A 24,835-nucleotide genomic window follows, 5' to 3' on the forward strand; every position below is an offset into this window, starting at 1 on the left:
ATATGCACCTCCTTATACTCTAAGTGTTACAATAGTTATATTAATTACTGTTTAATTACAGAGTCACGGAGAGCGCAGAGAAGAAAGTACAGATATAGCGAGTCACCTTGAAAGGGCTAACTTTATTCCAGATATGGAATTAATGTAACTGTGCTAGAAAATCTAGCATCGCTCTACCCACGATCTCTGGTGACTCAATAATAAAACCATGACCACCATCAATAACTGACAATTTAGCACCCAGAATACCTGCTGCTAGTTGTTCAGAAAATTTGACTGGGGTGAGAATATCTTGTTTACCTGATAACACCAAGGTAGGACAGAGAATATTTTGTAGACGATTTGTGGTGTCACAACCCAGGATAGCCCGACTATGGTGATAAATGCTATGAATTTGGGGTGAAAAGGGGTAATGTACAGCCCATTCAATTAGCTGTTCTATCATGTCTGCAATTGAGTAAAAATTCTCGCTAAAAATCCAGGGTAATATAACTCTTTGATAAAGCCTCATGTCTATCTTTTGAGGAAGTTCCCCCCAGGTGTCAATGATGCTATTAAATCGCTCGTCACCCTTGGCTAGAGAAGATAGTAGTATCAAATTTTTAATTTTTTGGGGATATATTAATGCTAGTTCTTGGGCAATTTGTCCACCCATAGAATGACCTGCAATGTGTACTTGATCAATCCCAAGATAATCAAGTAATGCAGCCGTATCATGAGCCATTTCTTGAATACTGTAGGGAGTATCTGGTGCAGAACTCCGCCCCATACCTCGGTTATCTAAACGAATGATTTGATAGTGGGGAGTAAAATATGGCATGAGTAGCGACCAGTAGGAATGATCACACAAAAAACCAGAAATTAACAGTAAAGGTTCTCCTGTACCTTTGATTTCGTAGAACAAATCAATCCCGTTTAGTTGTACCTTGGGCATATATTTCTCTGCGTCTGCGTGGTTTTAAGCTTCTTTATTTAACCACAGAGGCACGGAGAACACAGAGAGAAATTTGCTTAGTTATAGTTAGGCCGATCGCGTTTCCTTGATTGTGACAAAACATCAGCATCAAGAAACTTGTTGCATCAGTCGTCCGTCTTCCATGTGAATTATGCGGTCTGCAATATCTAAAATTCTGTTATCATGAGTCACCATTAAGATAGAGCAATTTTGTTCATAGGCTAATTTTTGCATCAGCGTGACAACATCTCTGCCTGTTTTGCTATCTAAAGCCGCCGTAGGTTCATCGGCTAAAACTAACTTGGGGTGACTTACTAAGGCGCGTGCGATCGCCACCCGTTGTTTTTGACCACCAGAGAGATCAGATGGATAGTAATCAACTTTATTGCCTAATTTAACAGCATTCAGCATAGCTTCTGATTGGCTACGGGCTTCACTGTTAGAAATATTTTTGTGTAATTCCAGTGACATTTGGACATTTTGTCTAACTGTTAAAAAATCTAGTAGATTGTGTGCCTGAAAAATATATCCAATATGGCGGCGTATTTGGACTAATTCTTCATTACTTACTTCCTTAAGTTCTTGTCCTAAAAACTTAAGACTTCCCTCTTGAACAGACCGTAAACCACCTATCAAAGTTAGCAAAGTTGTTTTACCAGACCCAGATGGCCCAGTCATAATCACAATTTCACTAGAGCGAATTGAGAGATTAATATCAAACAGTATTTGGCTTTTTAATGTTTTGCTGCCAAAGAAATGATTAAGACTTTGTATGTTAATAATGTAGTCTTCTTTCGTGACGTTATCAAGCATATTTCATATATTCTGAATCAAAAAATATCTGCTGGATCGACATTACGTAATTTATTAGTAGATAGGAATCCAGAAAATAAACACATGACAAGGGCAAAGCTGAATATTAAAATTGCCTTAGTTACACTCATGATGACTGGTAATTTCGTCGCATCCTTGGCAATATCATACAAAATTATAGATATCAAAATCCCCGGAATATAACCTAGGGTTGCTAAAATTATAGCTTGTTGAAAAACTACATTTAATAAATACTTGTTTTTAAAACCCATTGCTTTTAGTGTTGCATACTCAGCCAAGTGATTAGAAATATTACTATAAAGTATTTGATAAACAACAATTATGCCCACAATAAACGACATACCTACCATGAGATTAAACACAAATCCAATAGGTGTTCTCAGAGTCCAATAGCTTTTTTCTAATGCAACAAATTCTTTGCGGGTAATAACTTTTACATCTTTGGGTAGTCTAGCTGATAGCTGGCGCAAAATCTCTTGGGGATTAGTACCAGGCTGGAGATTAATTAAGCCTATATCTATATTTTGTGCCGAACGATCTTGGAATATACGCAGAAAAGTTGAAGAGCTAACAATTAAATTACCATCAACTCCAAAGGAAGGACCCAGGCTAAATAAGCCCCCTATTTTTACTTTGTATCCAATTAATTTATTATAGTTAAATATCTCAACTCTCACATTATTTCCTTGTAAATATTCTTGAGAAATGGGTCCAAATTCTGGCCGAGAGGCTTTGTCAAAAAAAACTACGTTAGGAAGTTGTAGTAATCTTAAGTTATCTTGAATTTCTGGTAATTGGAAAATTGATTTTACAGGATCAAATCCCAGCACATATATGGGAAACTTCAGTCCGTCAATAGGATTTTTTAATTTAGCAAATTGTAAATATAAAGGGCTAACAGATTCTACGTTGCCAACACTTAGTGCCTGGTATAAACGCCAGCGAGGAAAGCTTTGATTAGATGTCAATGATTTATATTGTGCGCTAATTAAAACTAAATCAGCTTGGAGGTTATTATGTACTTGTGTAGCACTTTCATAGAGAGCATCTTGAAATCCAATTTGCATAAACATCAGAACTACTACAAAAGAAATTCCAGCTAATGCCACAAGAAAGCGGACTTTTTGTCGTGCTAGTTGTAACCAAGCTAGAGGGATGTTGAGAATCATGTTTAAAACCTCAATTAGTCAAAATGAGAATGCTTGGTAGAACACCTTAAAAAGAAGGAAAATTTTTACAGTTAAGAAAGTGTTAAATCTGAATAAGTACCTCAACTTGTAAGTCAGTAAGGGTAGAAACTTTCTGATTATCTGCTACGCTATCAATCCGAATTCTCACATCAATAACTTTGTTATCTCTATCTGCTCCAGGATTGTTATTGAAAATATTTTGTTGACCAACTTGCAAACCAATTTCTTTGACTGTTCCCCTTAATTCTCCTGCAAAAGCATTGCTAGTAATAATAGCTGACTGGCCTAGCTGCACCTTTTGAATATCAGTTTCATAGACTTCTGCTACTACATACATTTGCTTTGTATGGCCTAAGTCAGCTATGCCTAAATTGCCAATAATTTCTCCTGCTCTTGTATGAACTTTTAATACTTGGCCATTGATAGGAGAGCGAACAACGCTTAAATCTAGATTTGCCTGAGCCTGTTTAACTGAGGCTATTGCGGTGTCAATATCAGTTTGCGCTGCTTGCACATCAGTAGGACGGATTTCAGTAATACTATTCAGCCTGGCGTAAGCCTCGTGTAATTGCTTTTGCAGAGTTTCTACAGTTCGATTCAGAGAAGCGATCGCCTCATTGAGCTGTTGTTGCACTGTATCGACTCGTAAACGTCTAGTATCAGAGTCCGATGCTGATATTGCACCTTCTTTATATAGCTGCTGATACCGTTGATTTTCACTTTTAGCATTACGCAATTCTGCCTGTAGGCGAGCTATGGTTGCTTCCTGTGCAGATACTTCTCCCCGCAACTCTGCTTCTAAGCGAGCTATAGTTGCTTCTTGTGCAGAGATGTCTCCAGCTTTTGCACCTGCTTTTACTTGATTGAGACTAGCTTGAGCTACCGAGACTTGCTTTTGGGCTGTTTCTAAGGCTGCTAGACGCGTATTATAACTGTCAAGAATGGCAACCACTTGTCCCTGACGTACCCATGCTCCTTTTTTGACTAGAACTTGTGCAACTCGCGCACCTCCTTGGGAGTCTGCAGCTGACAGCCGAATAACTTCTCCTTGAGGCTCTAATCTTCCTAAAGCCGCAATCGCAGAGATTCTAGCATAAGTTTTTGGCTCATCTGGAACTTGCAATCGAGATTTCAACTGAGAGCGTGAAATAGTATAGAGAGAAATTAGCCCCGGAACTATTGCCATTACAAGCATCAAAACTATTGTCCACGCACCTAGCGGTTTGAGACTTGACTGTTTTTGTTTATTTACCATAATCAGGCTTTTAATTTAAAAATCATCACTTTCGGATTAATTTGCATATAGCAATTCATCAGGATTAAGCCTTTGCTCAAGAGTGAATTGAATCATTATTTTTCTTGGTTTTATACTTTCTCAAACAATGAATGCTTCTTTGGCATCAACAATAAACTGATTGATATTCAATTACAACTCATATGCAACAGAATTGATACTGAACAGTCAATACCTTTAACCATAGTGCCTATAAGGTAGTTAATTAAAATGACTAAATAAATTACCCTAGCCAGAGAATTTTATTTAGTATAATTTTAAACTAAAATTTGTCTTGTTCTATATCTTTTGATTCTTATATTTAGGCATTTTTCTTTTATGCGATTCATATTCAACCTTTAGATAGATGAAAAATGTGCTATTTACAATTAATTCTGAGAATATTCATCTCTATATAGACTGAATTGAATAATCTGCAATAAATTAAACATATTTGTTGTCATGAATGATACTTAAATATTAAATGAATTGGGACATAGTTGTCAAATATGATCATAATTGTTTTTAACAAAAGTAATTTTTTAAACTCACAAAATATTGGTAACATAAAATGCCAATATTCATTTAGTCAAATAATTAATACAAAATTCCCCTGGAATTCTACTTAATTTAATATTTCCTTCGCATAATAATCCTGATCAACAAGAATATATCTGGCATCACATATGCAACTTATATGCACTTTTTGTGGAATAATTCCCTAAATTAAGTTATTAGTAAATAAGACTTTTAGTATTGGGTGACAATAATCGCCCTATGAATCTAGAGATAATGAAACTAAAGAGATTTATGCTTTCATTAACAAGCTTTGATCACCAAAGGCTAATTTTTCATGCAGAACGCCAAACTGTTCGCAAAGCTGAGATGGCTCGCCTTGCGTTACATATATGGCTTAATCAACATGATTTGGAGTTGGAAAAGTGGAAAGCCAAAAAAGCCTCAGAGCTAGGGATTAGTGTGAGTGAACTTGAGCAGCAGCTATTAGCAACTGCTGAGTATCAGGCAATAATTGCGAAAAACAAGAACAAACATGATTCAGAAATTAATCCTGTAGATCCTCATTCATGTACTAAATTAAACCCAGTAAAAAACCAATTGAAAACGTAAATTTTGGTCATGGTGGAAAAAATCAGCATCAAAACCAGTGTAGATGCCATAAATTATATGCTTTTGACTGTTCTGTCACGGTACTAGCTAAAATCGTACAAACATTATTTCTGCTAGTAAAATCTATACGGTTGCACATAAATTGCATATCAATTGCCATACTAAAATAATCAATTTAAAATAAGTGCAATTGTCAAGTGAATAGGATAAAAGAGAGTAGGATAAATTGGCTATAAAGATTACTCATGCTCAAGCCTTTTATTAACTCATATAGCAGCAATTAATTTGTTTGGCAAAAGCAGTATTTTCCCTAACCTCTAATACTCATTTACCTCATAAATAGAGGGGATCAAGTTCTCAAGCAATCTAAAATTTCACGAACACCAAAGATTAAATCATGTCTGCTTCTAGAATCGAAGCTGGCTTGACACAATTGCAAGATGAAGTGAGCAATTGTGAAAAGGCTTTGCTCAAGCTGATACAAGTGAAAAAAACTATGGTTAACAAAACCCCTCTAACTAACAATACAAATATGCAACGTCCACAGAACGATGTGGCGTTCCCACGTCCACAAACCAATATTGCGATTATTGGGATGGCTTCTATCTTCCCCGAATCGAAAAATTTGCAGGAATATTGGGAAAAGATAATTCATAAAGTAGATTGTATTACTGATGTGCCTCCTTCACGTTGGAGCATAGAGGATTACTATGATCCTAACCCTAGAACACCTGACAAAACTTACTGCAAACGTGGCGGTTTTATTCCAGATATTGATTTTAATCCAATGGAATTTGGATTACCTCCTAACATTCTAGAAGTCACAGATATTTCACAGTTGCTGGGTTTAGTGGTGGCGAAAGCGGCAATGGAAGATGCTGGTTATGGTGAATCACGCCAATTTCATCGCGATATCTACGATGGACTGCGCGATCGCACTGGGGTAGTATTAGGTGTAGCCATAGGTAGACAATTGGCAGTTCCCCTAGGTACAAGATTGCAGTACCCAGTTTGGGAAAAAGCCCTCAAAAGTAGTGGCTTATCCGATGAAGAGACCCAAACAATCATCGAGAAAATCAAATCTGCATATGTGCAGTGGGACGAGAACGCCTTTCCGGGAATGCTAGCCAATGTGGTAGCTGGACGAATTGCCAACCGCCTCGATTTGGGGGGAATGAACTGTGTAGTTGATGCGGCCTGTGCTAGTTCTTTAGGTGCGATGAAAGTAGCAATTAGTGAGCTAGTTGAAGGTCGAGCCGATATGATGATTACTGGCGGCGTTGACACCGACAACTCAATCATGGCCTATGTAGGTTTCAGCAAAACTCCTGCTGTTTCTCCCGGAGAGAATGTTAAACCCTTCGATGCTGAATCAAATGGGATGATGTTGGGTGAAGGTGTCGGAATGTTAGTGTTGAAACGTCTAGAAGATGCCCAGCGAGACAATGACCGCATCTATGCAGTTATCAAAGGTATTGGCACTTCTAGCGATGGTCGCTATAAAAGCATCTATGCACCCAGTTCAGCAGGGCAAATCAAAGCCTTACGCCGTGCTTATGAAGATGCAGGATTTTCACCTGCCAGTGTAGGTTTGATGGAAGCACACGGTACAGGTACAATGGTAGGCGATCCCACTGAATTCGCCTCAATTAAAGAATTTTTCGGCGAAAATAATTCCAAAAAACAATCTATTGCCCTGGGAAGCGTTAAATCCCAGATTGGACATACAAAAGCGGCTGCGGGTGCGGCGAGTTTGATTAAAACAGTATTGGCACTACACCATAAAGTCTTACCACCGACAATTAACGTCACCAAACCCCATTCTAAACTTGACATTGATAATTCCGCATTTTATTTAAATACAGAAACTAGACCTTGGATGAGCCACGATAACCAGCCAAGACGAGCCGGAGTCAGTTCCTTTGGCTTTGGTGGGACAAATTATCATGTCGTCTTAGAAGAATACAAACAGGAACATCAGCAACCCTATCGTTTACATCAAACTGCCCAGTCCATACTTCTATTTGCATCTACACCTGAGCAGTTGTTGTCACGCTGTCACGACATCCGCAATCAATTGCAATCTGATGCTGGAGAAAGGCATTATCGAGAACTGATTGCAGCGTCTCAATCTGGAGAAATTCCGGTAGCAAATGCCAGAGTGGGGTTTGTTGCCGATTCTCTCACACAGGCTGGGGAATTGTTAGAAATAGCGATTGACTTAATGAAAAAGAAACCCCAGGGGGAGTCCTGGGAGCATCCCCAAGGAATTTACTACCGCAAAACTGGGGTGTCTATAGGGAAAATAGTCGCACTATTTTCTGGACAAGGTTCGCAATACTTAGAAATGGGTAGGGAACTAGCGATTAACTTCCCTTGTCTGCGCCAAACCTATGGTCAGATGGATAATTTCTTATCTCAAGATGGTTCGCAACCCATTTCAGAAGTCGTTTTCCCTGCGCCTGTATTTGATCCGGCTCAAAAAGCTGCCCAGTTAGAAAGATTACAGCTAACGGAATATGCACAGCCAGCGATTGGGGCTTTTAGTGCAGGTTTGTACAAGATATTACAGCAAGCAGGATTGAAGCCTGATTTTGTTGCTGGACATAGCTTTGGGGAATTGACAGCATTGTGGGCATCTGGGGTTTTGAGCGAATCAGATTACTGTTTCTTAGTCAAGTCTAGGGGTCAAGCGATGGCTGCACCTAAAGATCCCCAATTTGAAGCCGGAAGTATGTTAGCGGTGAAAGGGGATGTGGATCAGATTACAGCACTGATTAAAAATTATCCTCAAGTCAGCATTGCAAACTTCAATTCTCATCAACAGGTGGTGTTAGCAGGGACAAAAGCTGAAATTGCCAAAATAGAAGAGACTCTGAAAACGCAAGGCTTCTCTACCATCTTGCTTGGTGTTTCCGCAGCTTTTCACACCCAGTTGGTAGCCCATGCCCAGAAACCCTTTGCCAAAGCAATTGAGACAGTTACTTTCAACCAGCCCCAAATCCCAGTTTATAGTAATCTCACAGCCAAACCTTATCCAAGCCAGCCAAAAGAGATTCAAAATATCCTCGAAGAACACCTGATGAATCAGGTCTTGTTTAAGCAGGAGATTGAGAATATTTATGCAGAAGGTGGTGCTTGCTTTATTGAATTTGGGCCACGTAAAGTTCTCACCAACCTAGTGAAAGAGATTCTGAGCGATCGCCCCCATATAGCTGTAGCCTTAAATGGTAATCCTGCCAAAAATAGCGATCACACTTTGCGAGAGGCTGTTGTCCAGCTGCGTGTGGCTGGGTTAGCTTTGCAAAACATTGACTCTTACCAACTAGAAAGCAAAACCCCAGAAGTTACCACCAACAAAGTCTTGAATTTCCGCTTAAATAGCACTAACTATGTTTCGGAAAAAACAAAACAAGCCTTTGAAAAATCTCTACAAATGCCAGTAACAGTCACATCGCCTGTTAGCAACGGTAATCAACAGAAAACACTAACCGAATATCACCCAGTCAGATTAACCCAGTCTCCACATTCTCAAGAAAAAAGTAACGATTTACTTACCTATAACTCTGAAACACAAAACCGGGAATCAGTCAACAATGGAGTGAAGATGACATCTTCTCAAAATGGTCAACCGGACAAATTGCTGATTCAACCTCTACAATCCAGTGCGGAACTATCTATGAGTTATCAAAGAATTATCGATAGCTTAGAGTACACACTCATAGAATTTAATCGTCATCAACGTAGTGTTTTACAGGTTCATGAACAATCTTTAAAACATCAAACAGAATATACCAAAACTTTCTTCCAACTAATGCAGCAACAGCAAGCATTGTGGGGAAATGCTAAATTCACCGGGGAACAAGCACCAACACAGCAACTAGCAATCTCCAGTTCCGAACGTAGCATGATGCGGTTTCACGATCATCAAGCTGAAAGTCTCCGCATCCATGAACAATATCTGAATTATCAGCAGGGATACACCAACCAATTTTTCCAGTTAATCCAGCAAAATAGTCTTGTATCACTGCTGGATGAGCCAGAAAATCTTGCTAACTACAGTGCTGTTGAGCAGCATCCGGCTTTGGTAACAAACGCATCGGTTTCTGTAGGAAGTAACGGTGTTATCACTAAATCTGAGCCATTATCAACTCATGGTAACGGTCATAGTAATGGTCATGGTAACGGTAACGGTCATGGTCATGGTCATGGCACAAGTAATGGTGCAAATCATCAAGCAAAACCAGTTCTAGACATTATCACACCTACAGAAAATCATCCTGCAACCACGACAGTAGAATCTCCATCACCAATAGTCATTGATGAAACCATCCTGAGTCAAACTCTGCTCAATGTTGTCAGTGATAAAACTGGCTATCCAATTGAGATGTTAGAGCTATCGATGGATATCGAAGCAGATTTGGGGATTGATTCAATCAAACGCGTGGAAATTCTCGGAGGATTGCTCGAACTCTACCCTGATTTACCTAAACCAAATCCCGAAGAACTAGGACAACTGCGCACTCTTGGTCAAATAGTCGAGTATATGGGGGCTTTAGCACCAGGGATTGCAGGAGATGTAGAAACAGTCAAAGATGTGGAAGTAACATCTGATTTATCTTCTACTTTGCAGGAAACTGAAGTTATCTCTTCCCAACCTTCCCCACCTTCTCTATCCTCCATTGATTTAAGCAACCTCAGTCCAACTCTACTCAACATAGTGAGTGATAAGACAGGCTATCCAACAGAGATGTTAGATATGTCGATGGATATCGAGGCTGATTTGGGGATTGATTCCATCAAACGGGTAGAAATCCTGGGAGCATTACTAGAACTATATCCCGAACTACCCAAACCGAATCCAGAAGAACTAGGTCAACTGCGGACTCTAGGAGAAATTGTTGCATACATAGAGCAACAGGTTGCAGGGGCGGAAAAAAAAATGCTGTTGATAGAGACGCAACAGAAAACATCCTCACCACCTCAGCCTGCTGAAATAAAGAAGATGGAGGAAGAGTCAATCCCATCCTCCATCCCTAATTCCCCATCTTTGATTTTTCGCAATCCCGTTAAACTCAAGTTTCTTCCCGAACCGGATGTTTTAGAGTGCGCCTTACCTGATCAACATATCGCTTTGTTGACTGATGATGGTTCACTGACAACTGCAAAACTAGCTGAGGCTCTTTGTCAACGTGGCTGGAAAACCGTTGTCTTAACTTTTCCTCAAACTGTGATGGAGAAACAGTCCCCTTTACCTGAAGGAATCAATCGGGTAGTGCTGACAGATTGGAGTGAAGAGCATCTGCAAAAACAATTAGCTGCGATCGCTACTAATTATGGTCAAATTGGTGCATTTATCCACTTGAATCCAGCCAGCCACCCCCAAATAAGTGGTGTCCATTATCTGGAATCAGAAAAAGCCCTCCTCTGCCATGTCTTCCTTATCGCCAAACATCTCAAACAGCCATTGAACCAAGCCGCACTTTTAGGACGCAGTTGCTTTCTCACTGTTGCTCGCCTAGATGGGGAGTTTGGATTCAAACAAAACACTAACTTTGGTGCAATTAGCGGCGGTTTGTTCGGACTGACTAAAACCGTGAACCAGGAATGGGAATCGGTATTTTGTCGAGCTATAGACCTCAGTCCTGATTTAAATGAGCAAACATCGGTAGAGTACATCCTTGCAGAACTTTACGACCCCAATAGATTGATTGTGGAAGTGGGATATAGCGGACAGGGAAGAGTGACTTTGGTTTGTTGAGTGTTAACTGGAGGATTGGGCATTAAGCTCTGCCCTCTTCCCTCCAAAAAATATTTATGGCGACCTATTTCAGCGAGTGAACAATGATTGATAATAATTCCGTTTTTCTTGTCAGTGGTGGTGCAAAAGGGATAACTGCTGAGTGCGTCATCAAACTAGCACAGCGTTATCAATGCAAATTTATTCTTCTCGGTCGTTCTACCCCAGAACCTGAACCTGTGTGGGCTGAGGGTTGCGGGAATGAGGCGGAATTGAAAAAGCGGATTATGGAGTATTTCCAAGCCCAAGGAGAAAAGCCGACACCGGCGATGGTGCAGAAAAAGTTCCAAGCGATTTCATCTCAGAGAGCAATTACCACAACTCTCAAGGCGATTGAGGAGACAGGTGGAAAGGCCGAGTATTTGAGTGTGGATGTCACTGATGCGATCGCTTTATCAGAACAGATAACTGGTGCAGTTGAGCGTCTAGGAGCAGTTACAGGAATTATTCATGGGGCTGGAAATCTTGCAGATAAGCGGATTGAGAAAAAATCAATTCAGGATTTTGAAACAGTTTACGCTGCTAAAGTCAAAGGTTTAGAAAACTTACTGCGCTGTGTACCACCTAAGCAACTCCAGCATTTAGTGTTATTTTCTTCCGTATCCGGATTTTATGGGAACATTGGGCAATCGGATTATGCGATCGCTAATGAAATTCTCAATAAGTCAGCCCACTTGATGAAGCAATACAATCCTGATTGTCACGTTGTCGCTATCAATTGGGGTGCTTGGGATAGTGGTATGGTGACACCAGAAATCAAAAAAGCCTTCGCCGAACGGGGAATTGATATTATTCCTGTTGATGTAGGTACACAAATGCTCGTCAATGAACTCCATCCCAGCCATCGTGATTCTACACAAGTTGTGATTGGTAGTCCCATCATCCCCCCAGCAGTAACTCTAGACCCCCAACTTTGCAGCTATCGCATTCGTCGCCATCTGAGCGTAGATGCCAATCCTTTTTTGCTGGATCATGTGATTGCTGGGACTCCCGTATTACCAGCAACCTGCGCCATATCCTGGATGATTCATGCTTGCGAAGAATGCTATCCAGGTTATTGCTATTTCAGTTGTAAAAACTTTAAAGTTTTAAAGGGGATTACTTTCAATCACACCCTGGCGAAGGAATATATTATAGAAATCCAAGAAATTACTAAACATGGTTCTGAATCTATCGAATTTCAAACCACAATTTTAAGTAAAACCCCTCTAGGTAAAACCTACTATCATTTTCGTGCCAATATTACAATTGTGCGGCAATTACCAGAAGTACCGATGTATGACTCTGTAGATTTAACTGAAGATAATAACATTACTATAACTGGTAAAGATTTTTATCAAAATAGAGATTCTTTTCTATTTCATGGTGCAGCATTTCAACAAATTACTAGAGTTATAAACATTAGCCCAGAGAAAATTACGACTAAATGTTTATGGTCAGAAATCACACTAAAAGCTCAAGGACAATTTCCTGTAAAATCTTATAATCCTTACATTGGTGATTTAAGTACCCAAGCTTTATGGGTATGGTTGAGCCATTATCACCAAGAAGTTTGCTTACCCGGACAAATAACAAATTTGGAAGAATTTATACCTGTTCCTTACAACGAACCCTTCTACGTTTCTTGTGAAATACTCAATAAAACTGCAACCAGTGTAACTGCTAACTTAATGCTCCACAACAGTGACGGAAAACTTTACTCCCGTATTCTGGGAGCGAAAGCAGTAATTGCACCCATGAACCTACACAAACCAAAGTAGGAGGTAGGAGGCAGAAGGTAGTTCCGATAAAGCAAGTTTTACAGCCAAAGAGGAAAGATGCCTTTTTTACCCTACACCCTTAAATATATACGCTAACCAATAGTATGAGGAGCTAGGTGATGCAAGAATTGACCCAAAACAAAATTCCTAAAATAGCCATTGTGGGCATGGACTGCCATTTGGGTGGAAATTGCAAAGATTTGGATAATTTTGAACGCAGTATTTATGAAGGGAAACAACACTTTATTCCCGTACCTACTCAAAGATGGCACGATAAATTTTCCCATGAATATAAATCTGCTGGTCACACATCATCATTAGGCGCGTATATTCAAGATTGTGAAGTTGATACTTTACAGTTACAAATCCCATCAGAGGAAGTAGACAATTTTCATCCTCATGAACTGTTGATGCTGAAAGTAGCTGATAATGCTCTCAAAGATGCAGGTCTGCCTCAAGGAATTAGAATGGCAATAGTCATCACTACTTCCAAATACCTTGCTCTACCTCAGATACAAAGTCAAGGGCAATTTGCAACCACTAATAAAGGCAGTGAATATCCAATTTGTCTAGACAACAAAATCGCTGATCATATCGCCAAACTGTGGAATTTTGCTGGATCTACATTCACTCTGACATCTGAACAAAATTCTGTTTTCAAAGCTTTTGAAATTGCTCAAAAACTACTTAATTTGAAAGAATTTGATGCTGTTTTGGTGGGTGCAGTCGAGTTAGCTGAGGGTAGTTCTAATATTTTAGACCGAAATCAAGATACACAAATCAATACAGGCGTAAATACTCTTAGTTACGATCAGAATGTCAATGGCTGGATGGTAGGTGAAGGTGCGGCTGCTGTAGTGTTAAAACTGCACGAAACAGCAAAACAAGATAACAATCGCATCTATGCAGTGATTGATGCTCTTAGTCTTGTAGAAGATGCAAAATCTAAAATTTACTCAGTTCCTACCACCCCAGATGCTGAAGCCATAGCACAAGCTTGTCAAAAGGCTTTTTGTCTAGCCAATATCAAACCCACAGACATCAACTATTTGGAAGTTGTGGGTAGTGGAATTCCCCAACAAGATGAGTCAGAAATTCAGGGTTTGCTCAAGGCATATCAGACAGGTGAAGCAACTCTTAGTTGTGCGATTGGCAGTGTTAAAGCCAATATCGGCCATACCTATGCCGCATCCGGAATAGTTAGCCTAGTTAAAACAGCACTCTGTTTGTATCACCGCTATATTCCCGCAGTTCCCCAATGGTCTAGTCCCAAAATGCCAGAAGTTTGGCAGGGTAGCCCTTTCTATGTCGCTACTGAATCGAAACCCTGGTTTTTAGAACCAGGAGCTACGAGAAGAATAGCAGCTATTAACGGCATGGAAATGGATGGGAGTTATGCTCATTTAATTTTGTCAGAGGAAATGAGTAAGACAAATTACAGCAGCAAATATTTAGAGCAAATGCCTTATTATATGTTTGCGATCGCTGCTGACGATCAAGCAACCCTATTAGAGCAGATTCGTACTCTTCAACAAACTATCGAAGATTGCTCTTCCTTACCAGCCGACGCCAGTCTCACTTTTACAGCCTATCAACAGCGTCAGCAGTCTACTTATGCTCTAGCTATTCTCGGACGGAATAAAGATGAATTAACACGAGAAATTCAACGAGCAATCGAAGGTGTCAGTGTTGCTTTCCAGACTGGTAAAGACTGGCAAACTCCTGTCGGTAGTTACTTTACAGCTCAACCATTAGGTGAACGAGGTCAAGTCAGTTTTGTTTACCCTGGTTCTTTCAGTTCTTATATCGGACTGGCTCGCGACCTCTTCCGTTTATTTCCTGAAATTTACGATGATCTGGCAATCAGGGGTATTTACAGTCGCCTCGCCAATATAGAAAAACTTTTCTATCCTAGAAGTTTGAAAAAACTTTCTAAAAAGCAACTGGAATTCTGCGAACAGCAATTGATAGAGAATCCCGTCACTATGCTCGAAGCTGAAGTCGGTATTGCTGGACTAATGACGAGTATTTTAAGAAATTATTTCCAATTACAACCGCGGTCTGCCTTTGGATATAGCCTGGGTGAAAATAGCATGATGTTTGCTCAAGGTGTCTGGACTGAATTTCAGCAAAGTAGTGACATTTTACATACATCTTCTCTGTTTAAAACGCGGTTATCCGGCCCCAAAAATGCAGTGCGTGAATATTGGGGTTTGCCCTTAATGTCAGATGATTACCAAGACAAAACATTTTGGAGCAATTATGTACTTTTATGTCCAGTCTCACGTATTCAAAAAGCTCTAGAACAGGAAAATCGTGTTTACTTGACTTTGATTAATACACCAGAAGAAGTGGTGATTGCAGGTGAGACAGAAGCTTGTCATAGAGTGATTAAATCCCTAAATTGTAGTGCTTATCATACCCCCATAAATCATGTGATCCATTGTGATCCAATGCACTCTGAGTACAATGAACTAGTTAAAATCAATTCCTTATCTGTTCAAAACGTACCCAATACTATTTTTTATTCTGCCGGGGAATACTCTGCGATTACTCTTGAAAGTCAGTCTATTAGTCAAAATATTGCTAAAACTCTATGTCAACATTTAGACTTTCCCAAGTTAATTAACCTCGTCTACAATGATGGCTGCAAAATATTTATTGAAGTAGGTGTTGGTAGTAACTGTTCAAGATGGATTGGTGAAACTCTCAAAGAACAAGCACACCTTGCAGTCTCTCTCAATCGCAGAGGTATAGACTCTCATACTTCGATTATCAGAGCGTTGTCCAAGCTCTTCAGTCATCGAGTCAGTCTAGATTTATCGCCGCTATATTCTACTCAAAATTTAGATAATGGCAAAACTACTAACATATCCTTTAAGGTCAAAAATCAGCCCATTATCGAAAATAAGTTTTCTACCTTGTTAATTAATTCTGCTCCTCAACAACAGGATGAATTACTGATATATAAACAGGCTGAACAAGTTAATTGTGCGGTGAATCACAACAGTATTGAATCTGTGCAAACGAACTTAAAATTTAATGTAGTTTCTGAAGATATGCAAGATCAAAGTTATCAGACAAATGGTAGTCAATCTCTTGGCTTATTAGAACGCGATGACCTCCGGTGGGGCATAGCCCATCGCGATTTGGAAACCGATGATTATGCACAACACGAAGAACTATTCATAACAGCAATAAAAGATGTTTCAAATCCCGTAAATCATGGCTTAAAAATAGATGAATTTGTTGATAAAAATTCTTTGCTGAATCTACGTAATCTTTACTATCAAAAACTTAAGCAAAACGTTGATAGCATGACTCAATCTCATGCTACTTTTTTGCAGGCTAGACAGGAATCTCTAAAACAGATTAGCACTCTTATTCAGCAACAGATATCTTTATCACACAAGTTATTTCAAGGCGAGGAATAAAAATATGGTTGTCACCAATAATTCACCCAAACACTATCATAATCTATTGAGAACAATCAACACTTTTGATAGTAAAAACCAAGTTTGGCAAGGTTCTTTAGATACCTTAGCTTTTGATGAAATAGGCATACAATCAAAGCTGTTGAATTTACATAAACCATGTTATATTGTTAGAATCAAAGAAAAAATAGGTGTCAGCAATAACGGTTATTGGAGTCATTCCAAGAATGGTAAAACAGAAGAAATAGAACTACTAATAGCTGTTCCACCTCTAACTAGTCAACAGCTAGGTGATGCAAATTTCTTGAGTTTTCACAATGTGAAGTATGCCTATACGGCTGGTGCAATGGCTCATGGGATTGCTTCAGAAGAACTAGTGATTGCACTTGGAAAAGAAGGTATTTTGAGTTCTTTTGGTGCGGGTGGATTAGCTCCTGCTCGTGTTGAAACTGCTATTAACCGCATTCAACAAGCTCTACCCCAAGGGCCTTACGCTTTTAACTTACTCCACAGTCCTAGTGAACCAGCTATTGAACGCAGAGTTGTTGATTTGTATCTCAAATATCAGGTAAGAACAATAGAAGCATCTGCTTTTTTAGATTTGACTGAAAATATTGTTTATTACCGAGCGGCTGGACTAAGTTTAAATTCAGTCAATCAAATCGCCATCAATAATAAAGTTATTGCCAAAATTTCTAGGAGAGAAGTAGCAACTAAATTTTTGCAACCTGCTCCTACAAAAATTCTCAAGCAATTAGTACAGCAAGGTCTAATTAGCGAATTACAAGCCAATCTTGCCGAAAAAGTCCCAGTTGCTGATGATGTCACTGTTGAAGCAGATTCTGGTGGACATACAGATAATCGTCCTCTGGTTTGTTTATTATCTTCCATTCTGGAATTGAGAGATAACATTCAACGCAAATATGATTATGAGCAACCAGTCAGAATTGGTGCAGGCGGAGGAATTGCAACTCCACAGTCAGCACTAGCAGCTTTTATAATGGGGGCTGGTTATGTTGTGACTGGTTCTATTAACCAATCTTGTATTGAAGCTGGTACTTCTCAACACACTAAGCAATTGTTAGCCCAGGCTGAGATGGCTGATGTGATGATGACTCCCGCCGCAGATATGTTTGAAATGGGCGTAAAAGTTCAAGTTCTCAAAAGAGGGACTTTCTTCCCTTTACGCGCCCAAAAACTGTTTGATTTATACAAAAGCTATGAATCAATTGAAGATATTCCATTAGCTGAGAGAGATAAGTTAGAAAAACAAGTTTTCCAAAAGAGTTTAGATGCAGTTTGGCAAGAGACAGTAGCTTATCTTTCTCAACGTAACCCTGTGAAACTTGCCCAAGCAAGCAATAACCCTAAATTAAAGATGGCTTTGATTTTTCGCTGGTATCTCGGTCTATCATCTCGTTGGTCTAATTCTGGTGAACCAGGTCGAGAAATGGATTATCAAATTTGGTGTGGGCCAGCAATGGGTAGCTTCAATGATTGGGTAAGAGGCTCATATTTAGAAGTGCCAAGTAATCGAAAAGTCGTTGATGTTGCTCACCATATTATGACAGGTGCTGCTTTTTTATACCGCATTCAGAGTCTAAAGTTTCAAGGGCTACAAATGCCAGATAACTACAGTCAATACTTTCCATCAGAGATGAAAGTTTAGAGTTTGTCTAGGTTCACCAATAGACTCCTAATCAGGATTAATTTTCTTTAGGAATCCTAAATAATATGTAAAAAATTTTCATTAATGTAGTAAGTAGGGTGAACAAAGTCTGTGTGTATCTCAAAAATTACATCTGATGCCTGTAGGAGCTAAATTAATATGAGTTATGACAGAAATTTGGGACAGCTTGAGCAAGCTATGGAAGTTTTAAATGCTCGTGCTAAAACGTGGAATGTAGTAACCATTAGTCGGATTAAGGGGTATATTGACGAAGATATACTGAGATCAACTCTACACATTATTCAATGTCGTCACCCTAGGCTTAACTCACGGATAGTGAGCTTAAAGAATAGGCTTGCATTCCAAACTAAAGGAACTCAGAAAATACCTTTGCGCGTTGTTGAAATTTTAAATTGTGAACAATGGACAGAAGTATTCAATGAAGAAATGAATCATGCAATACCTAGTAGCAAATATCTGCTAAGAGTCGTCCTAGTCCATATTTCAAGTGATACTAGAGCCAGTTTTTTAATAACAACAGCACATCATGCGATCGCAGATGCGTTATCATGTATTCAACTTCACTCAGAAATTTTAACTTACTATCAAAAAATCTCTATTGGGGAAGAAATCCAGCCGTTGATAAATTTAACTCCTCTCCCGGCAATAGAGAAACTAATACCCCAATCGGAGCAGAGTTTAAAAGGGAAGATAAGTAGCTTAATCTTCTTATTAAATGTGGCTTTTCAAAAAATTTGGTATCGACCAGAAACATTAGGATTTGAAAAATACGTACCTATTGAACAACGTTATAGTCATATTGTTCACAGACAACTTAATTCACAGTTAACACAACAGTTAATCAATCGTTGTCGGCAAGAAAATACAACTGTAAATAGTGCCTTATGTGCTGCCATGATGTTCGCAGTTGCACAAAGATTAATTAAGGAAAACAAAAAAAGTCTGCGCTTAAGTTGCTTGACATACCTTGATGTAAGAAAACACATTAAACCTGCAATTACTGATGAAAATATGGCTGTTTTGGCTACATCTAATATGGGATTATATAGCATAAATAAAACCACCTCTTTTTGGCAAGTTGCACGAGAAGTAAAACAAAATTTAGACATTAGTATCAAGCGAGGTAATATCTTTAAAATGATATTGATTGCCAAATACCTTATAGACTTTTGCTTTATCTATCCTAAAGAAGTAGCGGCTACAGTATCTGTTTCTAATGTAGGCAAAGTAAATATCCCCAACGTTTATGGAGAATTAGAGCTAGAAGAAATCAGTTTTGCTGGTACTCATGCTTTATATGGAGGAGTCTTCATTGTCCATACATCAACTTTTCAAGGAAAGATGTTATTAAATTTTGTTTGTTCTCGTCCTTCTATTAGTCAAGAAACGATGGAAGCTCTGGTAAATAATTTTATCAGCTATATTTTGAATATCTCTAATTACAATGATGCTCCTTGCTTACTTGATATACAGCAAAGGGACTATTATACAGTGACAAAATGATTAAAAAATAGGCTCTTGTGCTGAAAACAGGGGGATTAGTTCAGATGAGGATTTGACCCCACCTGTTGTGCTAGCTTCCTGCTTTCTTACGAGAACAACGCTTGTGAAGTGGAGGAATCATACCTATGCTCCGAAGAATCTTTAAGGCGGGAGTCATTTCCCCCTGCTTATACGTTGAACAAAGGCAAATAAATATTTTCGAGCATATTCATTTTTAAGCAAGACAATTAATCGTCTTAAGTCAATATTTGGAGATTTCACAATGACCGTAAAACAATCTTATAGTGCAGCAGAGATTCAAGCTTGGATGATGTCTTATCTAGCTGAGTTATTAGGGATAAAAACTAATGAAATTGACCCTAGTATTAATTTAGAAAGTTATGCTTTAGATTCTGTCCAAGCCATGACTATGGTAAGTCAACTTGAGAAATTATTAGGCTTTCAACCATCTCCTTTGTTGTTGTGGCATTATCCCACAATTGAATCATTATCACAGCGTTTAGCTGAAGAAGTGGAAGAAAAATCAGATGTACAAGATACAGGTGTTGTACGTCCAAAAAATACTTCTAGCCTCTCTGATACCCCCACTTTGAACTTACAGGCTGAAGCTGTTCTTGACCCTACAATTCATCCTGGCGGTGCTATTCCTGTTGCTTTACCTGTAACTCAACCGAAGAAAGTATTTTTAACTGGTTCTACCGGCTTTTTAGGTGCTTTCATTATTCGGGAATTGCTCAAGCAAACTCAGGCTGATATCTATTGTTTGGTGCGTGCTGCTAACCTGGACGAAGCTGATAGTAAGCTGCAAAAGAATTTAGAACGCTATGGAATTTGTCAGGATGGGAGTAAGTCTAGAGTTATCCCTGTGATTGGTGATTTATCTGAACCGTTGTTAGGTTTAAGTTCTACACAGTTTCAAACTTTAGCGGCGGAAATTGACACTATTTATCATAGTGGTGCTTTGTTAAATTATGTTTTCCCTTACTCAGCACTGAAGGCTGCTAACGTTCTGGGAACTCAAGAAGTTTTGCGCTTGGCTTGTCAGGTGAAAGTGAAGCCTGTGCATTATGTTTCTAGTGTGGCGGTGTTTGAATCTCCTGTCTATGCTGGCCAGGTAGTAAAAGAAGATAATGATTTCAGCCACTGGGAAGGGATTTATCTGGGTTACTCTCAAACTAAATGGGTAGCAGAAAAGTTAGTCAAGATTGCGAGCGATCGCGGTTTGCCTGTTACTATTCATAGACCCCCCCTCATCGCTGCTGACAGTGAGACAGGTATCGGTAACACCCACGACTTTATCAATTTGATGGTTAAGGGTTGTCTGCAAATGGGATATTTCCCAGAAGTGGAATATATGTTGGATATGTCCCCTGTAGATTATGTCAGCAAAGCGATTGTACATCTCTCGATGCAAAAAGATGCGATCGGTCAAGCTTTCCACTTACAACATCCTGAACCCGTAGGTTTGAATGTCTTAGTTGACTGGGTGCGCTCTTTTGGTTATGACATTAACATCATTCCCTACGAAGAATGGCAAGCTAAGTTAATTGAAAGTGCAACCTCTACAGATAATCCTTTGTATACTTTGCGTCCTTTCCTCTTAGAGCGTTGGTCTGATGAGCAATTAACTATTCCCGATTTGTACCTGAAAGCTAGAAAACCTCACATTAGTTGTGAAGAAACTGTGAAGGCTCTGGCTGGTAGTTCTGTCACCTGTGCGCCAATTAATACCAAGTTATTCATGACCTACACAGCATATTTAATTCAGAGTGGTTTCTTGAGTTTTGCTTAGTACAAAATCGTGGTGCATTGAAGGTGGAAAAATCATCTCTGGTTTGATAACAATAAATTACATATTCGTTCTCTCACAGGATTAATTGCACCTGAAAGCCATAAAAACCTAGTACAGCACGGCGTAAATAAACCAAATATTCCAAATCTACGAAACACTTATGCTGTATTCATTTTGAATTTTGAATTACGCCTTGCGGTACTAGTTAGCTTGTTGAAATTTGAATTTGGAATTTATCTATGAAACTCTCAGAATGCAAACTACTGATTTCCGGAATTGATGGATTTGTTGGTTTCCGAACTGCTGAATTAGCAATAGCAAAAGGAATGAAAGTTCGGGGGTTGCAAAGTTCCGCAGATCGATCTGAAAGATTGCAAAATTTAGGTGGAGATGTAATTGTTGGCAGTATTAAGGAAGCTGTGATTTCCCAAAAGGCTTTTCAGGGAGTAGATATAGTTATACATACGGCTGAACTTGACGAAGAAGTTGGGTCAATCCAGGATTTTCGAGAGATAAATGTTGACGGGACTATCAATCTCGCTCAAGCTGCCAAGAATGCTGGAGTCAAAACATTTGTACATCTCTCTAGTGTGATGGTATATGGCTTTAACTATCCTAACTATGTCACAGAAGACACACCGCTTTTGGCAAATAATAATCCTTACTGCCAAACAAAAATAGAAGCTGAAGAGGCATTATTAAAATTAAATACATCTCCATATTTTGGCATTATTATTATCAGAGCAGGCGATGTTTATGGTCCAGGAAGTATTCCCTGGGTAATCCGACCATTATATTTGATGCGCGAAAAATTATTTGCCTATATCAATGATGGTCAGGGAGTTAGTAACCACGTATATATAGATAACTTGATTGATGCCATTTTTCTCGCCATCGAAAAAGAATTACATGGAGAGATTTTTAATATTACGGATGGCAAAGAAACTTCTTGGAAAGATTATTTTACTTGTTTAGCAGAAATTGCCGGGTTACCTGTAAATTATCCTTCTTTACCGAAGGATGAACTTAAGCTGCTAGTGAAACTGCGCCATCAAGGACAGAAAATGTTTGGGAAAAAAGCCGATATTGTCCCAGAATCTCTAGATTTTATCAGTCGCCCTTATGCTTATTCTATTGCTAAAGCAAAAGCAATGTTGAATTATCAACCTAAGATTGATCTGCAAGAAGGTATGCGACGCACTCAGGAATGGTTGCAGAAAACGGACATACCACATTATAGGTAATCTCATCTCTTAGAGGATGTTTGAAAAGTCTGTTTCTTTGTCATGTTGTAGCTTGCTTTGCTACGCGTTAGCGTCCCGCAGGGAAAGTAGAGAAACATCTAGTGTATGTGCCACAAAGCCTAGATTCTTTCCTACGGAACGCTTGCCGGAGGCTTTACCTTCCAGTTCCTACCCTACGGGAACGCTGGCACGAACGCTTCGCTCAGGACTCCAGTCAGAATGACATTTTTATACCCTTTCCGACTTTTCAAACACAATATGAGAGCCAGAGCATCGCTTCGTCTCTCATATTGTAATTGTGTTGATTGATTAACTTCTTTCAAAAAAATTAGGCACAAACAAGGAAAACGTGCAAATATAAAGAAAAGCTTAAGAGGTTAGAGACTCATGATCACTACCAAAATGATGCAACAGCTTTGGGCTGTAATCGAGTCTACTAATGTCACTACGTTACTCCAGTTTGATGATATGGCTCTAGTACAATTGCTTCTCCAGCAATTAAAAGCCAAGCAGGGAATTGACCCACAGTCAGATAGTAGCATTAATACCTACATAAAATCTAAACTGCCTCTAATTCGAGACACGGCTGAAAGCCGATTGTGTTTAGAGCCAGAGAATCATTAACGCAAAATTTGCCCAATAAAATATGATGAATCACTGGCTAAGTATTGCCCTTGTAGCTTATCTAATTGGAGCGGCGATTGAGGGGGTAAGTACAGCCGGCCAGCTATCTCATTCATTGCCGGAATTAACCAAAGATACGCAAAACCAGGCATCAGAGCCTGCTAATCCACTGAAGGAGAACTGGCGTGTTTTTGTTGCCATTGCCTCCGTAAGTATTTGTGGGGCGTGTTTTTGGCCTTGTCGCCTACTCCACCGTTTAATTAAAGGAAACAGTTCATCGGAAGACGCATAAATTTTGATATTCCTTTCTCCAAGTAACTTGTATATTTATACATAAATTTCTCAGTAATATTATTTAGATGCCTGATTACTAGATGTGGGGCTTCTGTCGGTTCTAGCTAAATGCTATCTTAAGGGCAAAGTCATTTGCTCAAATGAGAGGAAACCGCTATGACTGCAACGCTCTTAGAAACTACTTCTATCGAGTCATTGCTAGGGGAAGAAGCCGAAAATCTGCTCACATACAAAGCTAAAGTTTCCCAAGATTTACTGCATTTACCGGGGTCTGACTTTATAGATCGAGTTTGGTTGCATAGCGATCGCAATCCGCAAGTATTGCGGAATCTCCAGCAACTTTATTCCACAGGTCGTTTAGCAAATACAGGTTATCTCTCAATTCTCCCAGTAGACCAAGGCATTGAACACTCCGCCGGTGCTTCATTTGCAGCCAATCCAATTTACTTTGACCCAGAAAATATTATCAGATTGGCGATCGCCGCAGGTTGTAATGCTGTAGCTACTACTTTAGGCGTATTGGGTAGCGTCTCGCGTAAATATGCCCACAAAATCCCGCTTATAGCCAAAATAAATCATAATGAACTGTTGACTGCTCCTAATCAATTTGACCAAATATTGTTTGCTGATGTCGAACAAGCTTGGAATTTAGGCGCAATAGCAGTAGGCGCAACCATTTATTTTGGTTCAGAGCAGTCTACCAGACAAATTCAAGAAATTAGCCAAGCTTTTAAATACGCCCATGAATTGGGAATGGTGACAATTCTCTGGTGTTATTTGCGGAATAATGCTTTTAAACAAGACAAAGATTATCACGTTGCAGCTGATCTAACGGGACAGGCGAATCATTTGGGTGTGACAATTGAAGCCGACATTATTAAGCAAAAACTCCCAGAAAATAATCGCGGCTACGAAGCAGTTGCTAAAGCCACGGGTCAAAGTTATGGCAAAATTGATCAACGGATGTACACAGAATTAACAACTGATCACCCCATTGATTTAACCCGTTATCAAGTATTAAATTGTTACTGCGGACGTGCAGGTTTAATTAATTCTGGGGGTGCGTCTGGAAAGAATGATGTTGCAGAAGCAGTTCGTACCGCCGTTATTAATAAACGTGCTGGTGGTACAGGCTTAATTTCTGGGAGAAAGACTTTCCAAAAACCCTTTGAAGAAGGAGTAAAATTATTTCACACCATTCAGGATGTTTATTTGTCTCCAGATGTGACCATAGCTTGATAAGAGCGCAGGGGTAGAGGGCAGAGGAGAAAGTACAAACCTCGCTCCTTATAGGCGAAAAAGCACCCTTCCCCC

15 protein-coding genes are annotated in these 24,835 nt (G+C 39.3%); 11 read left to right on the plus strand and 4 right to left on the minus strand.

What is annotated here, in order from left to right:
• Positions 1–139 precede the first annotated feature (139 nt).
• The 4 genes from ACM0OR_RS12410 to ACM0OR_RS12425 all read right to left on the minus strand — a co-directional run bounded on the left by ACM0OR_RS12410 (position 140) and on the right by ACM0OR_RS12425 (position 4,234).
• A complete protein-coding gene (locus tag ACM0OR_RS12410; protein WP_414576437.1) occupies positions 140–934 on the minus strand; it encodes an alpha/beta fold hydrolase in 795 nt (264 codons plus the stop codon).
• 129 nt (positions 935–1,063) lie between these two features.
• On the minus strand, positions 1,064–1,768 hold the full coding sequence (locus ACM0OR_RS12415; protein WP_414576438.1) for a DevA family ABC transporter ATP-binding protein: 705 nt from the start codon (positions 1,766–1,768) through the stop codon (positions 1,064–1,066).
• A gap of 17 nt (positions 1,769–1,785) precedes the next feature.
• Entirely contained in the window at positions 1,786–2,958 is a 1,173-nt protein-coding gene (gene devC, locus ACM0OR_RS12420) for an ABC transporter permease DevC (RefSeq protein ID WP_414576439.1), read from the minus strand.
• A gap of 82 nt (positions 2,959–3,040) precedes the next feature.
• Positions 3,041–4,234 (minus strand): ABC exporter membrane fusion protein, encoded by a 1,194-nt coding sequence (locus ACM0OR_RS12425; protein ID WP_414576440.1) that lies wholly within the window; start codon positions 4,232–4,234, stop codon positions 3,041–3,043.
• Between the two features lie 810 nt (positions 4,235–5,044).
• Between ACM0OR_RS12425 and ACM0OR_RS12430 the strand changes: the two genes are divergently transcribed.
• The 11 genes from ACM0OR_RS12430 (at position 5,045) to ACM0OR_RS12480 (ending at position 24,760) form a co-directional block, all read left to right on the plus strand.
• Positions 5,045–5,380: a hypothetical protein gene (locus tag ACM0OR_RS12430; protein ID WP_414576442.1), complete on the plus strand. Its 336-nt coding sequence runs from the start codon at positions 5,045–5,047 to the stop codon at positions 5,378–5,380.
• 397 nt (positions 5,381–5,777) lie between these two features.
• Complete coding sequence (locus ACM0OR_RS12435; RefSeq protein WP_414576443.1) at positions 5,778–11,141, plus strand: beta-ketoacyl synthase N-terminal-like domain-containing protein; 5,364 nt, start codon at positions 5,778–5,780, stop codon at positions 11,139–11,141.
• Positions 11,142–11,224: 83 nt separating this feature from the next.
• On the plus strand, positions 11,225–12,940 hold the full coding sequence (locus tag ACM0OR_RS12440) for an SDR family NAD(P)-dependent oxidoreductase (protein ID WP_414576444.1): 1,716 nt from the start codon (positions 11,225–11,227) through the stop codon (positions 12,938–12,940).
• 119 nt (positions 12,941–13,059) lie between these two features.
• A complete protein-coding gene (locus tag ACM0OR_RS12445; protein WP_414576446.1) occupies positions 13,060–16,374 on the plus strand; it encodes a PfaB family protein in 3,315 nt (1,104 codons plus the stop codon).
• A gap of 4 nt (positions 16,375–16,378) precedes the next feature.
• On the plus strand, positions 16,379–18,043 hold the full coding sequence (locus ACM0OR_RS12450; RefSeq protein ID WP_414576447.1) for a PfaD family polyunsaturated fatty acid/polyketide biosynthesis protein: 1,665 nt from the start codon (positions 16,379–16,381) through the stop codon (positions 18,041–18,043).
• Positions 18,044–18,202: 159 nt separating this feature from the next.
• A complete protein-coding gene (locus tag ACM0OR_RS12455) occupies positions 18,203–19,567 on the plus strand; it encodes a phthiocerol/phthiodiolone dimycocerosyl transferase family protein (RefSeq protein ID WP_414576449.1) in 1,365 nt (454 codons plus the stop codon).
• Between the two features lie 262 nt (positions 19,568–19,829).
• Positions 19,830–21,359, plus strand: a complete 1,530-nt coding sequence (locus tag ACM0OR_RS12460) for a thioester reductase domain-containing protein (RefSeq protein WP_414576451.1) — start codon at positions 19,830–19,832, stop codon at positions 21,357–21,359.
• A gap of 239 nt (positions 21,360–21,598) precedes the next feature.
• Complete coding sequence (locus ACM0OR_RS12465) at positions 21,599–22,603, plus strand: NAD-dependent epimerase/dehydratase family protein (protein WP_414576452.1); 1,005 nt, start codon at positions 21,599–21,601, stop codon at positions 22,601–22,603.
• Between the two features lie 387 nt (positions 22,604–22,990).
• The gene (locus ACM0OR_RS12470) at positions 22,991–23,227 is read left to right on the plus strand and encodes a hypothetical protein (RefSeq protein ID WP_414576453.1); all 237 of its coding nucleotides are present in this window, start codon (positions 22,991–22,993) and stop codon (positions 23,225–23,227) included.
• Between the two features lie 25 nt (positions 23,228–23,252).
• Positions 23,253–23,519 carry a hypothetical protein gene (locus tag ACM0OR_RS12475; protein ID WP_323265502.1) on the plus strand — a complete coding sequence of 89 codons (267 nt, stop codon included), beginning with the start codon at positions 23,253–23,255 and terminating at the stop codon, positions 23,517–23,519.
• A 158-nt stretch (positions 23,520–23,677) separates the two neighbouring features.
• Positions 23,678–24,760 (plus strand): class I fructose-bisphosphate aldolase, encoded by a 1,083-nt coding sequence (locus ACM0OR_RS12480; protein ID WP_414576455.1) that lies wholly within the window; start codon positions 23,678–23,680, stop codon positions 24,758–24,760.
• Positions 24,761–24,835 lie beyond the last annotated feature (75 nt).

This window comes from Anabaena sp. CCY 9402-a, assembly GCF_963920945.1.
In the GTDB taxonomy this organism is placed as follows: domain Bacteria; phylum Cyanobacteriota; class Cyanobacteriia; order Cyanobacteriales; family Nostocaceae; genus Trichormus; species Trichormus minutissimus.